Origin of the sequence: Lactobacillus huangpiensis, assembly GCF_019972815.1 — a bacterium.
Classification (GTDB): Bacteria; Bacillota; Bacilli; order Lactobacillales; family Lactobacillaceae; genus Lactobacillus; species Lactobacillus huangpiensis.
In genome coordinates, this window is the sequence record NZ_BPPA01000005.1 from 1 (window position 1) to 16,063 (window position 16,063).

Genomic DNA, 16,063 nt, shown 5'->3' on the forward strand with positions numbered 1-16,063 from the left:
AAAACAGCTTTTTTATTTTCCCAGATTCAGTCCCTTTTGTCAAGCACTTTTTTCTGGGATCTTTTTGCCGTCTTCCCTGACAGCGTTTATTATCTTACTAAAACAGCTCGTTTTTGTCAACTGCTTTTGCTCGATTTATGTTGAACTTGTTATTTGTCGTAACTCGCTCAGACACATGTAATACCTTACTCTTTTTGTATTCATTCGTCAAATTAATCATTTTGTTCGTTATTTAAGTAAAATTGATTTCAAATTAGTTTTCACTAATACCTGTCAGACCAGTTTTTTTACTTTTTAGACTAGACCAATTAACCAATTATTCGTAATTTAGTCATTTTAGACACTTTTATTAACAAAAATTTGGGCAAAAAAATTTCGCAAGTTTATTCAACCTGCGAAATCATAACGAAGTACTACTTATTAAATCAAAGTTTCTTCCTTAGTAATCTTTGTCATTCCATTCATATAAGGAACCAAAACTTCTGGTACGGTAACTGTTCCATCTTCATTTTGATAGTTTTCTAAAATTGCGGCCACAGTTCTACCAACAGCTAATCCGGAGCCGTTAAGAGTATGTGCCAAATGCAGTTTGCCATCATCATCACGGTAGCGAATTTGCGCACGACGAGCTTGAAAGTCAGTACAGTTAGAGCAACTTGATATTTCACGGTATTTGTCTTGAGCTGGCATCCAAACTTCCAAGTCATATGTTTTGGCACTGGTAAAACTGGCATCCCCAGTAGACAAAGCTACAACGTGGTATGGTAAATCAAGTTTTTGCAACAAGTGCTCAGCATTATGAGTTAGTTTCTCTAATTCATCCCAAGAATCTTCCTGCTTGCAAATTTTAACCATTTCAACTTTTCTAAATTCATGCATTCTAATCAGCCCGCGAGTATCACGTCCAGCTGAACCAGCTTCACTTCTAAATGCTGGAGACAATGCAGTTACATTGATTGGCAGCTTCTCACCATGAATAATTTCGTCACGGAAATAGTTAACAAGCGGAACTTCAGCAGTTGGAATCAAAGTTAAATCACGTGGCTTGTCAGGGTTGTCGTTATCAACAATGGTGTACACATCTTCACGGAATTTAGGAAATTGTCCAGTGCCCTGCATTGATTCATCGTTAACCAAATATGGCGGAATTATTTCGGTATAGCCTTCTTTAGTGTTTTCATCTAAGAAGAAGTTAAAAACAGCCCGCTCAAGTAAAGCACCAGCACCTTTATAATAGACAAAACGAGCACCAGAAACTTTAGCTCCTCTGTCCCAATCCAAAATATCAAGATCAGTACCAATATCCCAATGTGCCTTAGGCTTAAAGGCTAACTTAGTCGGTTCATGCCACTTGCGAACTTCTTCATTATAACTTTCATCAGGTCCAATTGGATCAGAATCGTCCGGGAAATTAGGCAGTCTTAACAAGATGTAATCTTGCTTTTCAGTCAATTCAGCAACTTTATCATCAAGTTCCTTAATTTCCTGTCCTACTTCACGCATTTTTTTAACTGCAGCAGAAGCATCTTCTTTGTTTCTTTTAATTTCCGCAATTTTCTTTGAAACTGTATTGCGTTCAGCTTTTAATTGTTCACTGCGGTTCAATTCTTCACGCCGATCGGCATCAATTTTAACCAGTTCATCAAGCTCTTCCGGCTTAACGCCACGTCTGCCAAGCTTATCCTTGGCCCAGTCAAGATTCTCGCGAATCACCTTTATATCCAGCATCTTTTTACCTCCACAAAAAAAGCCAACTCATCCCACAAGATTGGGACGAATTGGCTCATACATGGCTTCGCGGTACCACCCAGTTTCAGCTAAATATTTAGCTGCACTTCATTAAATCGGCGATAACGATGCCGCGTGCCGTGTAATTATTAATTACCCACATTAATGGAATCTGGAAACGACATCTATTCGCTTGCACCAAGATGCGAACTCTCTGAATCAGTCTGAGGATTCCGTGTTTGGATATTATTTTAAGCTATTATGCTTTTTTTAGCAAACAATATTTAATGTTTTTATAATTATTTTTAAAAAATATTTTCTCAAATTTAAATCACTTTTCTCTTTTAAGCCAGTCTGCCTTTTTCAGCAAAAAATAATCTTCCTGATATCGAAATAGTGTACTTACCATACTCATATCAACTGAATAAATATATTTAAAGCCAAGTCGAGTAAGTAAACTTTGTGAGCGAAAATTATTTTTAAAAGTTCCAGCCCAAATTTCAGATTGATTGAGCTTTTTAAACGCATAATTTAAAAGTAAATTTAAGGCTTCAGTCATATAACCTTGACCAGAAAATTTTTTATCAAGTAAAAAACCAATTTCCTTGGTATGTAATAATTCTTCTTCGCTTGTCCCTCTATTATATAGTTCAGCTAAGCCAATTAATTGCTGGGTATTTCTAAGACAAATTGCATAACTATACTTTCTTGCGGCATACTTTCCTGCAGCAACCTCAGCTTCCGCCAGATTGTGATAATGTTCAAAACCAGCTAAACGTCGATAATATTGATCTTGTCCCCATTTCAGCAAAGTAGGTGCATCTGATAGTTTAAAAGGACGCAAATAAATTCGGCTGTCCATTAATGACCAGTCAATCTAAGCAGCCAGTCCATGCCAAATTCCAGCGCAAAACTGTATGCTGCAATAGTCCAGGGTTTGCCCAATATGATAATCCAAAAATAGGTCCAAAATTTCATATCAGTTAAACCTGCCAAAAGACATAAAACATCATCTGGTGCCATTGGAGCCACAATGCAGATTGCAAAAAACCAGTTGAATTTCCGCTGGTTTTTAGTCCACTTCATATATTTATCAAGAGTTTTTTCAGAGACAATATGAAGAATAAAAGGTCTGCCGTAAAAACGTGCTAAAAAGAAGTCAATAATTGATCCAATACAAATTCCCACGTAGTTGTAAATAAAACCAGCTACAGGTCCAAAGAAAATAACTCCACCCAAAAGTGAAACGCCACCAGGAATAATAGGAATAACAACCTGAATTATCTGAATCAAAACAAAAATAATCGGTCCGATTATTTTCTTGTCAGCCAAATATGCTTTCATTTTGGCTTGACTGGTAAATATTCCCAATCTATACCAATATATACATAACAAAATGATAATAATCCCGCTGACAACGGTCAAGATATTAATCAGTCTTCGACTAGCTTTAGCAGACAGATGCATAGCTTACCTCCAATGTTAAGCCTAATTTTACCAAAAAATAAGCATAGTGATTACTTTTTAAGTCATTAAATAATAATAATTAAAATTTTTTAATTATTTTTTCTTAAAGTAAAAACAAATTGGGTTTTTAGCAAAAACCGACCTTTAATTACATTATAATAGATATTAAAAATACAATTTTTGGGAGGAAAATCGGATGGCAGAAATTATCAATGATGTCACTTATGATGAACAAAGAAAACTTAAGGCAGATATTTATAAGCCGGACAAAGTCGGTTTTGGTGACAAAATATTGCTGTTTTGGCATGGTGGTGGCTGGTTTCGGGGAGATAAAAACAGTATTAAAGACTTATGTCAAAAAATTTCTGATAAAGGTTTTACTGTTTTTGCACCTAACTATTCTCTTGCTCCACAGCATACTTTTCCAGCCGCACACCAAGACAGTATTAACTTTGTTAAATGGCTAATGCAAAGCGATTATGTAATTAATAAAAAAGTTGACATTACTCAAATTGGTGCCAGCAGTGGTGGCACCATGGCACTAAATATTGCAGGCAAGTATGGTTTCCCAACAGTGACATGGTCTGCTCCTGTCAGTTATTCTGCTTGGATGAAAGACCACCAGAACGTCACGCCTGCAGTTGATGGTCATAAAGAACTAGGCTTGAGCAACCAACATGATATTAACAACGCTTTTTATAAATATTTTACTTTAGCATATGCAGGCTCTGAAGATGAAATGGCGTTAAAAAGGATTGACGCAGATTCATATGATTACAGCAATCTACAACAATTATTAATGATCAATTCTGCAGACGAGTTGGCACCTATTAGATATTTACTTAATTTTATTGACTTTTTGGCTCAAAATAATCACGCTATAGACCTTAAACTAATAGCGGGTAATCGGCATGCAATGACTTATGCTGCTCAGTATTTAGAGGAATCATTAACTTATCTTTTAAATGCAATAAAATAAATCTTTATTTTTACTTACTAATTATTAGTAAAATATTCTATATGTGCTATAATGATTAATGAAAACGTTTTATATTGATTTTGAGAAAAATCTATCCTGATTAAAATTTAAGGAGATAATATTATGGCTAAATATCAATCTATTAATCCATATACTAATGAAACTTTTGCCAGCTATGACAATCCTACAGCTGAACAAATTGAAGACGCTTTAAACTTGACCGATGCACTTTACAACAAGTGGCGTAATGAAGGCCCTGAAACCCGAACAGCAACATTACACAAAGTAGCAGACGGTTTACGCAAGCATAAAAAAGAAATGGCAGAAATCATGACTCGTGAGATGGGCAAAATGATTGGAGAATCTGAAGGTGAAGTTGATCTTTGTGTATCTATTTGCGATTACTTTGCCGACAAAGGTCCTGAATTGTTAAAACCAGAACCAATTGATTCCAAATTAGGCGATGCATATTACCTAAAGCAGGCAACTGGCGTGATCATGGCCTGTGAGCCATGGAATTTCCCTCTTTATCAAGTAATCAGGGTATTTGCTCCAAACTTTATTGTTGGTAATCCTATTATTTTGAAGCATGCCCACAATGTTCCAGGCTCTGCAGCTTTGATTGCTAAAATTATTAAACAGGCAGGTGCTCCTGAGGGAAGTTTGATTAATATGTATCCAAGCTACGACCAACTTGATCAAATGATTGCTGATCCTAGAATTCAGGGCGTAGCGTTGACTGGTTCGGAACGGGGTGGTTCTTCAGTTGCTGAAAATGCTGGTAAAAATCTGAAGAAATCTACTATGGAGCTTGGAGGTAATGATGCCTTCATTATCCTTGATGACGCTGATCCTGAAGTTTTAAAGCAGGCGCTTAGTTCAGCCAGAACTTATAACGACGGACAGGTATGTACTTCTTCCAAACGCATTATTGTTGTTAAGTCTCGCTACGAAGAAACATTGCATGAATTAAAAGAGGTCTTTTCTAGTTTGAAGCCTGGAGATCCACTTGACCCAAGTACTACCTTGCCGCCAATGAATTCGCAGAACGCAAAGGAAAAACTAACTAAACAATTAGATAGTGCCCTTGCGGGAGGAGCAAAAATTTTCTACCAATATCCTGAAATTGATTCAGATGGTGCATTCTTCCGTCCAACTATTCTAACCAATGTTGATCGTGATAATCCGGCATTTGACCAGGAGTTCTTTGGTCCGGTTGCTACTGTTTACGAAGTCGAAGATGAAGACGCCGCTATTGCTTTAGCAAACGATTCTAGTTATGGTTTGGGCTCTTCTGTTATCAGTTCCAACATTAAGCGTGCTCAAAATGTAGCTGCACAAATTGAAACTGGTATGAGCGTAATCAACGGCACATGGATTAGTTCCGGTGAATTACCATTTGGTGGTGTTAAGAAGTCTGGCTATGGTCGTGAACTTAGTGATTTAGGTTTGATGGCATTCGTAAACCAGCACTTAGTAATATCAATGCCAACCAAATAACTCATCACTAAGACATAAATTAAAAAGCTGATAAACTGCGTTACTATATAAGAACGTTGATTTATCAGCTTTTTATTATTGCTTTTGACGGTGACGAAATAAATTATACCCTGTCAGTCCAGTCGTCATCACGCTAGCTAAAATTAAGAAATAAGTTGAAGCGCCAATTGAAACTGCGTATAAAAGCAGTTGACTGGTAATGCTGTGTAAAATACCATGATTAGACAGTGTACTATTAGACATTCTATAAATGATGTAAATTAGAAAAATAGTTTCAATCAAAGAAAGTAAAAATGCGATCAACCTGCTCTTTTTAGAATCTTTCAACGTGTGATAAATGATAAATAGCGGAATCAAAACAATTATTAACCATATTACACAAAGTAAGACACCTGAAAACAGTGTGGCATTTGAAGAAAAAAGTCTGCCAGCAAGTCCAAAGACAACCCTGGTAATTGACATTTTTTGACCGTAAGTCATGTCTAAAACAGATGCACCAGATCCAGTAAATAAAACTATCAGGTTTATTACTGCCACCAAAACAATTAGAAGCTGCACATACGTAAAGTGCTTCTTTACCTGAACATTTTCTTTATATTTCATACCCTTCTGAGCTAATCTGCTTTTCGATTTAACTTTTTCTTTCGATTCAGCCACATCATTGAACATGTTGGAACCCAATTGATTGATTTTTTGTGTTAAGCGCTCATCCACGGTATAACGATCAATTTTTTCTTGACGACTGCAAACAATGTAAAGCCAGACAAGCAATGCAAAAAAGCAAATCCAACCAAAGCTGCGGGAGAAACTCATGAGAATTAGTAAAGCAATTCCCAATAGAAAAACAATCATGCTGTTAACATGAATCCATTGCAACATTCGCTCGATAACCGAATTTTGCTTTTTCGGATAAAATTCTTGCCGGTATACCTTGCGACTGGCTATTTTTTTACCGGCTTCTTCATCTTCATAGTTTGCCTTCTGATGTTGGTCAGTGAAAAAAGTCTCACGGTATTTTTGTAAATCAAAATGGCAGTTAGGACAGGTAACATCCGCATCATTAATGGGACGGCCACAGTTTGGACAAGTAGTCATAAGAAACTTCCTTTAATCAATAATTATTAATAGCTTAATCATAAAACAAAAATAGCGATAAGGAAAACTCTTTATCACTATTTTAATACAGCTTTTTATTGTAAATTTTGAATTTGTTCCTTAACCCGTTTTATTTCAGAAATTGAAGTCTGGGAGTCAAGCATTAATTGATCAAGCTTGAATTTGAGCAATTCTAATTCATTATCATTGCTTTTTCTAGACCTTTTCCTTTGGGATGCGGAAGTTATTAAGCATCTGTCCTTAATTTGCCATTTTACAGCTTCAAGTTGCTTGATAAATGCCTGATCGTGCGAGACGAGAATCATGGCAAAGGGATAAGCAGTGACAAATTCGGCTAAGGCATTAACCGATGGAATATCTAAAAAGTTAGTCGGTTCATCCAGCAGCAATAAATTATATTGACCTGTAAGTATCTTAGCTAAGTTGAAACACACCAGCTGCCCACCGCTAAGATCACTTATTTTATGCTGTCCGTATTGACGTAAATGTAGATCACCTAAAACCTGCATAGTTGAACTATCATCAAATATACTGGTAGCAAAAAGAGAATCTAGCAGGGTTTTATCAGTTTGACTAGTAACAATATTCTGGTTAAAATAACCTATTTTCAATTTAGAATTATAAAAACCGGTTAACTGTCTATTCTTGATTTTTTTCAAAAAAACAGTCTTGCCAATCCCGTTTTGCCCAGTTAAAACTACTTTTGAGCTATAAGTAAGATTTGCTTCCTGAGTAATGCTAAACAGCTTTTGACCATATGCATTAACTGGCTGTTTCTCCAGCCGTAATGCCTTGCTTTTAGGTGAAATTGATAAATCAGTTATTGCATTGTTGCCATTTTTTAAGGTAATCGCATAATGATAATGCATTTGCGGCTTCTTTATTTCTGCTTTTTCCTTATTGATGCGGTTGGCGAGATTCTTACCCGCTCTTATAACATTATTTACAGTTTTTTGTTTTCCCATTGACTTTGACCGCCAATCAGATGAGGAAAGTCCCTTTTTGTTGTGAGAGAAAGTTCTGGCCTTATTAAAATGCAGATTATAACTTCTCTTTAACTGCTCAAGGTGCTTTTTATTTTGCTCATAAGTCGTTTCTGCCCGTTTTCGCTGACCTTCGCTAAAGCTGCGAAACTCTTCATAAGTCCCTGAAAAATTGTGTACTTCTTTATTTTGAATATACCAGATTGAATCACAAACTTTGTTCAAAAAATTCTGGTCATGACTGATAATTAAACAGGCAATTTTGCTTTTACTTATTAACTTTATTAACCATTGTTGCTGCGTAATATCCAAATTAGAAGTGGGTTCGTCCAAAAGCAGCAAACCGTTAGGCATATTTTTTAATTGGTTGACGGCCTTATTGAGAGCCAATTTTTCCCTTTGTCCACCGCTCTTATCCCCAGCATCAAGCAATTGTGAAACATAAGCAAAATTACAATTGCTGGAAACCCTACCTTTAAAAGTAAATGAATCTGTTAATTTTTCTTGAGCAAGTATTCGCATTAAAGTTGTTTTACCGGCACCATTGTTGCCAATTAAACCAATTTTTTGCCCAGAATTGATGCTCAAATTTGAGACAGTCAGCAGTTTAGAAGCTGCCACGCCAATTTGTAAATAATCTATTTTAATTAATTCCACTTATAAAACCTCAACGTGCACACATAATACACTAAATAGACTGCAGTTCATTGAATTGCAAAAATTACTCTATCTGCTAAAGTGATTCGCTCTACGTTAGGTTCAAAATTAAAAAAGTGATTAATTATTTAAAACTTTAACGAGAGCTTACTGATTATTTACTTGTCTTGACATTCCAGTATTCCTTACTTTCTGCTTAAAATTTAATTAAAAATATTATACTATAATAAATCAACTTTTGTAAACCTGTCAGAAAACATATTTCACTAACAGAAAAAGCTGAAACTCTCTGAATGAGAATTTCAACCTTTTAATTAAGTTCAATTAATTTTTAGCACGCTTATTCTTATGCCAATGAACACCTTCATAGGTCAACTTGACAGCAGCAGACAAAGTGATCGGCATAATAAAGACCAAGATTATCAGTCCGATAATCACTGCCAAGGCCACTTCAATCAGAGTTGGAATCCCTGAAGGGATTAGCGCAGCAAAAGTACCACCTAAAATGATAGCAGCTGAAACTACAACTGTGCCGATAATGCCACAGGCCTTGAGCATTCTTTGACTTGGCTTACCGTCTTCAAGTTCACGATAGCGAGTCATTAAGAAAATACTGTAGTCAACGCCCAGGGCAATTAACATGATGAAGCCAAAGAACGGTGTGTTCCAGGTCAGCATGGATTTGCCTAATGCAGCTTTAACTACCCATTCCGTAATTGATAATGAACAGAAGTAGGCAATCAAAAGAGTACCCAAGATATAAACTGGTTGCAAAAGTGAACGAGTTACAAAAATGAGGGCAATTCCAATACCAATCAACATTATGGCGGCAGTTCTAATAAAGTCTCTGTTGGCAATATCTTTGATGTCAGCAATGTTAGAACTCTCTCCGCCCATTGCTACTGTAGCCTTTTTGAGTCTGGTTCCTGCTAAAGACTTCTTAGCCATTAAACTCAAATCTTGCGCCTTCTTGGTTGCTTTAAGACTACTTGGATTTGACTTAAAGACAATCATAAGCATTGCTGACTTCTTATCAGGACTCAGGTAATTTTTAATTGAGGTTTGGAAAGTATCGTTTTTAATAAATTCCTTCGGGATATAGAAAGTATCTGCGGCTGAGGAACTAGCTAAACCATTAAGATAAGCTGCACCTTGACCAAGTCCGCTATTAACTTCATCTACTCCGCTGGTAATCTTGGGTGTACTTGAAGCCAATTTCCCTGCACCAGTATTTAGTTGACCAACACTGGAATTCAATTGGCCTATGCCTGAGCTTAATTGACCAGTACTGGAATTAACTTGACCAATACCTGAGCTTAATTGACCTGCACTGGAATTAAGTTGACCAATGCCGCCAGTTAGAGTAGAAGCACCGCTATTTAATTGACCAGAAGCAGTAGTCAATCTGCCGACACCAGATTGAAGCTGACCCATTTGGCCAGATACATCTGGCATTGAAGCAGAAGCTTCTGCCCATGATTTTTCTAAAGCAGCACCAGCAGCTTGCATGGCAGCCATCTTCTGTTGCTGAGTTAAACCGGGTATACTATTAATACTCTTTGATAGGTTAGCTTTATAGCTCTTTTCTAAAGCAGCCTTAGTATTTTTCTGCGCATTTGCGATACCAGCACTGCCACTTGCCAATTGAGAATTCAACTGGTTAAGGCCACTGGTCATTTGCTGGGTTCCGCTCTGCAGACGACTTGCGCCACCTTGCAGTTGACCAGTACCATTTTGCAAACGGCTGGCACCATTTTGCAGCTTACCCGTACCAGCTTGCAATTTGCTTGCGCCATCTTGGAGTTGACTAGTACCATTTTGCAACTGGCTTGTTCCATCAGCCAACTGACTTGCACCCGCAGTAACTTTTTTGCTTGCCTTACTCAATTTACCTAAACCTGCACGTGCTTGATCAACACCTTGGTTGACAGTATTTAACTGGTTATTGACGTAAAGCTGATCAATGCTTTCACCATAAGGCTGAGTTACAGAAGTGACAAAAGCTACATCTCCAGATGCCTGGAGTTGTCTGGTTAATTGATCAATTAACCGCAAATCTGCTTCATTATCAAGTTTATGGTTACTCTTAATATAAAGTGTTGAAGGTTCAGCCATCCCTTTTGAAAAGTGATCTTCGACAACTAGCATCCCTGCTTTAGCTGAAGCACTATTATCAATCTCATCAGTGTCATCATAATTCAAGTGACCAGTATACATAAGACCAAAAGGAAGCACAACCACAGCTAATACAATTAAGTAAATAATTGGGTGAGCAAGTGTCGCTTTGGAAATACCATGCCATAATTTATCTTCATGCTCACCGGTAAACTTCTTCACTGGCCAGAACATTTTTTCTCCCAAAACAGCCATGAAGAAAGGATTGAGTGTCAGCAGCACTATTAATAAAACAGCTACGCCGACTGCAACACCAACTGCTGAGCGATAAATTGAAAAGTTAGCTAAACTTAGTGCCGAAAATCCAATTAATATTGAAGAACCTGAATACAGAATGGTTTTACCAGCGACTTTTAAAGCACTATTCATCGCCTCATAGCGATTCATTCCTTTACCGAGGTCTTCTTTGAACTTGTCATACAAGAGGATGTTATAGTCTGTTCCGATACCAAACAACACGATAATCATAAAGACTTGTGTAAAGTTAGAAAACGGGAAGTTCTGGTATTTAACTAAGTTAGTAACAATCGCAAACGATGTAATAAAGGAAACCCCAACAGTCAGCAATGAAATCAGGGGCACAATTGGTGACCTGAAGACAATCACTAACACGATGAAAATAAAGATGACGGTAATTACTTCTGTTTTCTTAATTCCCTCTTGAATAGCATTTGAGAAGGCATTTTGTAAAACATCAGCACCAGTAACGTAAGTTCTGATGCCGGCAGTTTTGACTGCTTTATTCAACTCAGACTCAACATCATTAACCGGTCCGTGCTTTTTAGCCACATTCAACTGCATTATCCAGGTTGTATTATCCTTTGACTGCAGCTTTTTCTTAGTAGCAATATTATCATCTGGGCCTAAAATCATTTTAATGCCGTATTGATCCTGATCATTTTTCAATCTGTCAATAGTTTCATTAATGGCATTCTTATCATCGGAAGTCAGTTTGCCTTTTTGCTTATTAAAGACCACTGCAATCTGATAGGTATTTTTTTGTTTAGGGCCCCAATCATTTTGGATTGATTTTGCAACTTCACTTTGAACGTCAGACGGTAAGGAAATATTTGAGTGCTCACGGGTTAACCCTGTAACGTCCGGCAAAGCCACAACAGAAATGATTAAAATTAAAATCCATGCAATTAACGAGAAAATATGATTTTTTACTAGTTTATGCACTCTGATTTTCCTTTCTATTTTTTTGCAATAATTTCTTAGGCTGAACCAATTGAATAATTAATTCATGATAACCTTGGTCAGCCTCTTCACTAGTTTCTTCTTTAAAAGAATCAGATACATCTAAAAAAACGTATCCTAGTACTGCCCCAATTAAGGAATGGAGCGAAACCGTGCTGTCACTTTTCAAATTTAGTTTATCAGCCAAAGCTATTATCTTTAAAATTTCCTGAGTAATAGCATCGTCTTTTTGGTATTCGTTCAGATGGTAGAGAATACTAATTAATGCAGGATCGTCCAAAATAAAGTTACGGACAATATCCGCAAATTTAAGTAAAGCCTCTTCACCCGAAATTCCGATCAAATTATCAACTAATTTTTTACCTAAAATTTTAATTCTGCTTGCACCGACAAGCGACAACAATTGCTTTCGACCTGAAACATAATGGTAAAGTGACTGTGAACGAACGCCTAACTCTTTGGCTAGGTTCGGCAGAGTGGTCGCGGAAAGTCCCTTTCGTCCAATCAGCTCCGTCGCCTTCGCAATCACCTTATCCAAATCAAGGTTTCTTTTTCTAACCAATTTCACCCCTCCTTCTGACAGCATACTGAATAATATAGCACTACAACATGAAGAATACAATCTACATGCTGTAAATTATTTTATATTAATAAAAAAGCCCTAAAACATGGATTTTATTAGGGCAAAAAATTTAAGATTTGGTAAAGTATACGTCAAAAATGTTATTTAAAAAAGCTGTTGACTGCCTTTTCCAGTTTAACAAATTCATGGTCATTATTGCTCCAAACGCTGACGCAATAAGCATTACCATTAGACTGGACAAGTGCAACATTGGCTTTACTATCCCCAATAGCATAAATTAAACCCTTATTATTACGGATAATCTTAGGCTTAGTTTTGTTAGCATTCAGTGCTCCTAAAACTTGATTGGAATATTGTCTGCTTAAAATCTGATCATGGTATAGACTCACCATAATTTTATTCAAATCATTTGCAGTAGTATAACCTGCTGGTTTAGCTGAAAATTTTCCTTTAATGGCGGTTTCTTCAGCGCCAGTTCTTCTGATAATTGAGTTGACTTTTGCAGGCTTAACTACGCGCAACAAAGCGTTGGCCGCAGTTTTGTCACCTTGCATCATTAATTGCTTCAAATAAGTTGCATTATATGCAATTCCTTTTTGAAGGACCTTTTCACCTTTAACGTGATCTGCTTTTTTAATTTTGACAGCTTTATTTATATTTAACTTCCCTTGTTGTTCTTCATAAGTTAAAGCAACAAGCAAAAATAAGCGACTAATAGTATTTACACCATGTCTTTGGCTAGTGTTAGAAACACGGACAAATTTATTATTATTGAGATCTTGAACACAAACTTGATAGCTCTGATCCTTTCCCATCACCTGTACAATTTTTTCTGCCCATTTTTTCTCACTGCCGGAAGCAATTTTAATGTGATTTGGATACTCCATAGTCGCAACTTTTGGTTCACGGGCAGAGTTTTTTCCTTTTTTATTTTTGACAACTTGTTCCTGTCCTTGACCCACAATTTTCAGGCTGCTGTTCTCTACTTTTTTAAGATTGACAGAATAGAGCATAAAAGCAATAAGTGCTGTGATTAATGAGCCTATCAAAACTTTATTTTTCATTTATTTGCCTCAGTTTAAAAGAAGTGATGTCGTTTCATTAGCACAATCAACCATACCATCAAAAAGATCGTTATTACAGTAATAGCAATCCAGTCAGACGAGCTGTGTCCAACCGGGAGGCTGACGTTCATACCATAAAAGCCGGTTAAAATTGTGGGAATGGTTAAGACCAAAGACCAGACTGTAAGGAACTTCATCGTATCATTTAGATTATTGTTCATCATGTTATTAGAAGTTGCAGACAAAGTTTGGGTTACCTGTTGCGAAATTTTTACCATTTCTGCAGATTGATTTGATTCAATTAAAACATCATCTAATCGTTCACGTCCAGACTTGGTGAAGTTCAACTGAGACATTTTTAAACTGTGCAGCATCATTAGGTTAGTCTGAATTGAGCTAGACAAATACACCAGACTTTTCTCAATATTGGACAGCTCTACCAAGTCCTTGTTATTAATGTCACCAGAAAGTTTTTGATCTAAACTATTGCGTTCCGCATCAAGCTGAGTAACAGCTCGCTGGAAATACTGCGATGAATATAGTAAAAACTTCATTAAAAGTTCAGTAACATCTTGTGCCATTGATAGCTCTCTTCTCGTAGCAGCATCATTAAACTCATCAAACACATAGCTGGTCGATTGAGTATGAAAGGTAAAGATGTTTTGCCCAGATATTAAAAAAGTTACTGGATGGGCTGTAAAATGCTTGATGGTTTTAGTTGGCCAAATAGGTACATCATAAACCAGCAAATTGATATGCGTATGCGTATCATAATCATAGTGGGGTCGTTCATGTCGGTCTGAAATATAGGTAATCATGTCAGGAGTAAAATGAAAATCTATTTGCAGCTTATTACTGTCTTCTTCACTCAAATTGCTGATATCATACCATTTATAATTAGTTTCTACTGGAAACTTTTGTTCTTTGATCACGTTTTCACCCCTGGCCACTGTATTTAGCTGGCGTAGCTACCAGCTTTTATATGCCAATATTATCTTACCATTGAAGAGAAAAACGACAAATAAAAAAACAGGTCAAGACCTGTTTTTTAATTTTTATCACATTTCTATTGTTTCCAAGCGGCATCAAATTTATTTTTACCTGTTGTAATGGCTTTTTCAACATTACGGTTCTTTTGTGCGGCAGATAAGATTGACTGCATAATTGGGGTTAATTGACTAAATGTAGCACTAGAGTCCTTAATTACAGGAACACTGTATAGCGAGTTGGCATTAAGAATGTCTTCCAATTTGGCCGGCAGTTTAAAGTCTTTATTCGACTTATATTCATCAGACTTTGTGGCACTGTCACTAACTGGAATATAGCCGGTTTCTTTAGCCCACTTAATTTGACTATCTTTAGAAGAAAGATATTTCATAAATTTGAAAGCAGCAGCTTTCTGCATCGCGCTGGCGTGGCTGAACATATAAATGTCGGTACCTTGTGACATTGTATATTTGCTTGGCCGAGCTGCAACTTCATAATTGAAGCCTTTCTTAGCTGCCTGTTTGATCCATGTTTCAGTTGATGAAGATGTAACAAACATTGCCAATTTTTTGTTAGTAAATGGAATGTACAAGTATTTATCAGAACCTGGCATTCTAAAGTAGCCTGCTTTTTCCCCGTCGATAAAGTAATTGAGCAACTTTTTGGATTTAGCACCAGTAAAGTCAATTTTACTGGAGAAATTTTCACCTTGGTTCTTCATACCCAAAACGTAGTAGTTGTCAAGATCATCAAAGCCTGCACCAACTACTTGATGGTTGCTCTTTTGGTAAATAGTCTGTGCAGCCTTCTTAACCTCAGCCATTGTTGCAGGAACTTTGGTAATGCCATACTCCTTAAACATCTTTGGGTTATAAATTAAAACTTCAATTGACTTGTTAAAAGGAATACCATACTGGGTGCCCTTAATTTGCGCACCATTTAGCATGTCTTCCTTAATACCAGATGCTGAGGTACTGCCCCAGCCTACATTTTTATCATTAATGTATGGTTTAAGGTCAACCAACATCTTATTCTTAGCGGCACTTTCAAGCCAACCTGGATAAGCCTGAGTGATTGTTGGTAAATTTTTAGGTGATTGCAGAGTCGAAGTGATTTTTGACTGCAAGTTATCGTAATCACCTTGTTGTTCAAGCTTGATTTTTATTTTAGGATTTTTATTTTCAAAGTCCTGAGCTAAACTTTTCAGTGTTTTTTCCTGAGAGCCCTGCATCCCATGCCAAAAAACAACTGTAGTTTTTTGAGTTACCTTTGGTATTTTAGAACTTGAGGATGATGAACTGTTGCTTTTTGAACAAGCTGCAGTTCCAATTAATGCCAAGCCGGCTGCCGCAACAGCTGCCAGCTTTTTACCGAAATTCATGATATCTTTTTTCCTCCAAAATTTTTTAAGTGCTCAATAGTGATAGTTTGAGCATTAATACTCATTTATTGTATAGCAAATAATGCAAGATTACAATAAATTTAGACACAAAAATTCGGCTTTATTTGTATATTTTACTTTATTTGTAATTATAGTTAGCTATATTCCGAACATTTTTTCGATGACCTTTATTTTGTTCCATTTTGGGCATAAAAAAGAACTTGCCTATTATGGCAAGCTCTT

At 36.6% G+C, this 16,063-nt stretch carries 12 protein-coding genes; 2 read left to right on the top strand and 10 right to left on the bottom strand.

The window, feature by feature from the left end:
* Window positions 1-420 precede the first annotated feature (420 nt).
* The 3 genes from serS to LDM90_RS04420 all read right to left on the bottom strand — a co-directional run bounded on the left by serS (window position 421) and on the right by LDM90_RS04420 (window position 3,195).
* Window positions 421-1,728 carry a serine--tRNA ligase gene (gene serS, locus LDM90_RS04410; protein WP_198213972.1) on the bottom strand — a complete coding sequence of 436 codons (1,308 nt, stop codon included), beginning with the start codon at window positions 1,726-1,728 and terminating at the stop codon, window positions 421-423.
* Window positions 1,729-2,059: 331 nt separating this feature from the next.
* Window positions 2,060-2,590 (bottom strand): GNAT family N-acetyltransferase, encoded by a 531-nt coding sequence (locus tag LDM90_RS04415; RefSeq protein WP_198213974.1) that lies wholly within the window; start codon window positions 2,588-2,590, stop codon window positions 2,060-2,062.
* On the bottom strand, window positions 2,590-3,195 hold the full coding sequence (locus tag LDM90_RS04420; RefSeq protein ID WP_034978773.1) for a TVP38/TMEM64 family protein: 606 nt from the start codon (window positions 3,193-3,195) through the stop codon (window positions 2,590-2,592). The genes LDM90_RS04415 and LDM90_RS04420 overlap by 1 nt, the downstream gene beginning before the upstream one ends.
* 196 nt (window positions 3,196-3,391) lie before the next feature.
* On the opposite strand from LDM90_RS04420, the gene LDM90_RS04425 reads away from it, so the two are divergent.
* Both LDM90_RS04425 and LDM90_RS04430 read left to right on the top strand, forming a co-directional pair.
* The gene (locus tag LDM90_RS04425; RefSeq protein ID WP_223896644.1) at window positions 3,392-4,174 is read left to right on the top strand and encodes an alpha/beta hydrolase; all 783 of its coding nucleotides are present in this window, start codon (window positions 3,392-3,394) and stop codon (window positions 4,172-4,174) included.
* A gap of 123 nt (window positions 4,175-4,297) precedes the next feature.
* Window positions 4,298-5,674, top strand: a complete 1,377-nt coding sequence (locus tag LDM90_RS04430) for an NAD-dependent succinate-semialdehyde dehydrogenase (RefSeq protein WP_223896645.1) — start codon at window positions 4,298-4,300, stop codon at window positions 5,672-5,674.
* Between the two features lie 75 nt (window positions 5,675-5,749).
* Here the strand turns inward: LDM90_RS04430 and LDM90_RS04435 are convergent, their stop codons facing one another.
* From LDM90_RS04435 to LDM90_RS04465, 7 genes are all read right to left on the bottom strand, one after another.
* Window positions 5,750-6,769 (bottom strand): zinc ribbon domain-containing protein, encoded by a 1,020-nt coding sequence (locus tag LDM90_RS04435; RefSeq protein ID WP_198213980.1) that lies wholly within the window; start codon window positions 6,767-6,769, stop codon window positions 5,750-5,752.
* A 95-nt stretch (window positions 6,770-6,864) separates the two neighbouring features.
* A complete protein-coding gene (locus LDM90_RS04440) occupies window positions 6,865-8,430 on the bottom strand; it encodes an ATP-binding cassette domain-containing protein (RefSeq protein ID WP_223896646.1) in 1,566 nt (521 codons plus the stop codon).
* Window positions 8,431-8,754: 324 nt separating this feature from the next.
* On the bottom strand, window positions 8,755-11,787 hold the full coding sequence (locus LDM90_RS04445) for an MMPL family transporter (RefSeq protein ID WP_223898705.1): 3,033 nt from the start codon (window positions 11,785-11,787) through the stop codon (window positions 8,755-8,757).
* The gene (locus LDM90_RS04450; RefSeq protein ID WP_034978786.1) at window positions 11,780-12,367 is read right to left on the bottom strand and encodes a TetR/AcrR family transcriptional regulator; all 588 of its coding nucleotides are present in this window, start codon (window positions 12,365-12,367) and stop codon (window positions 11,780-11,782) included. The genes LDM90_RS04445 and LDM90_RS04450 overlap by 8 nt, the downstream gene beginning before the upstream one ends.
* 161 nt (window positions 12,368-12,528) lie before the next feature.
* On the bottom strand, window positions 12,529-13,452 hold the full coding sequence (locus tag LDM90_RS04455) for a serine hydrolase (protein WP_223896648.1): 924 nt from the start codon (window positions 13,450-13,452) through the stop codon (window positions 12,529-12,531).
* Between the two features lie 14 nt (window positions 13,453-13,466).
* The gene (locus tag LDM90_RS04460; protein ID WP_223896649.1) at window positions 13,467-14,384 is read right to left on the bottom strand and encodes a magnesium transporter CorA family protein; all 918 of its coding nucleotides are present in this window, start codon (window positions 14,382-14,384) and stop codon (window positions 13,467-13,469) included.
* Between the two features lie 134 nt (window positions 14,385-14,518).
* Window positions 14,519-15,820: an extracellular solute-binding protein gene (locus LDM90_RS04465; RefSeq protein ID WP_223896650.1), complete on the bottom strand. Its 1,302-nt coding sequence runs from the start codon at window positions 15,818-15,820 to the stop codon at window positions 14,519-14,521.
* Between the last annotated feature and the right edge of the window lie 243 nt (window positions 15,821-16,063).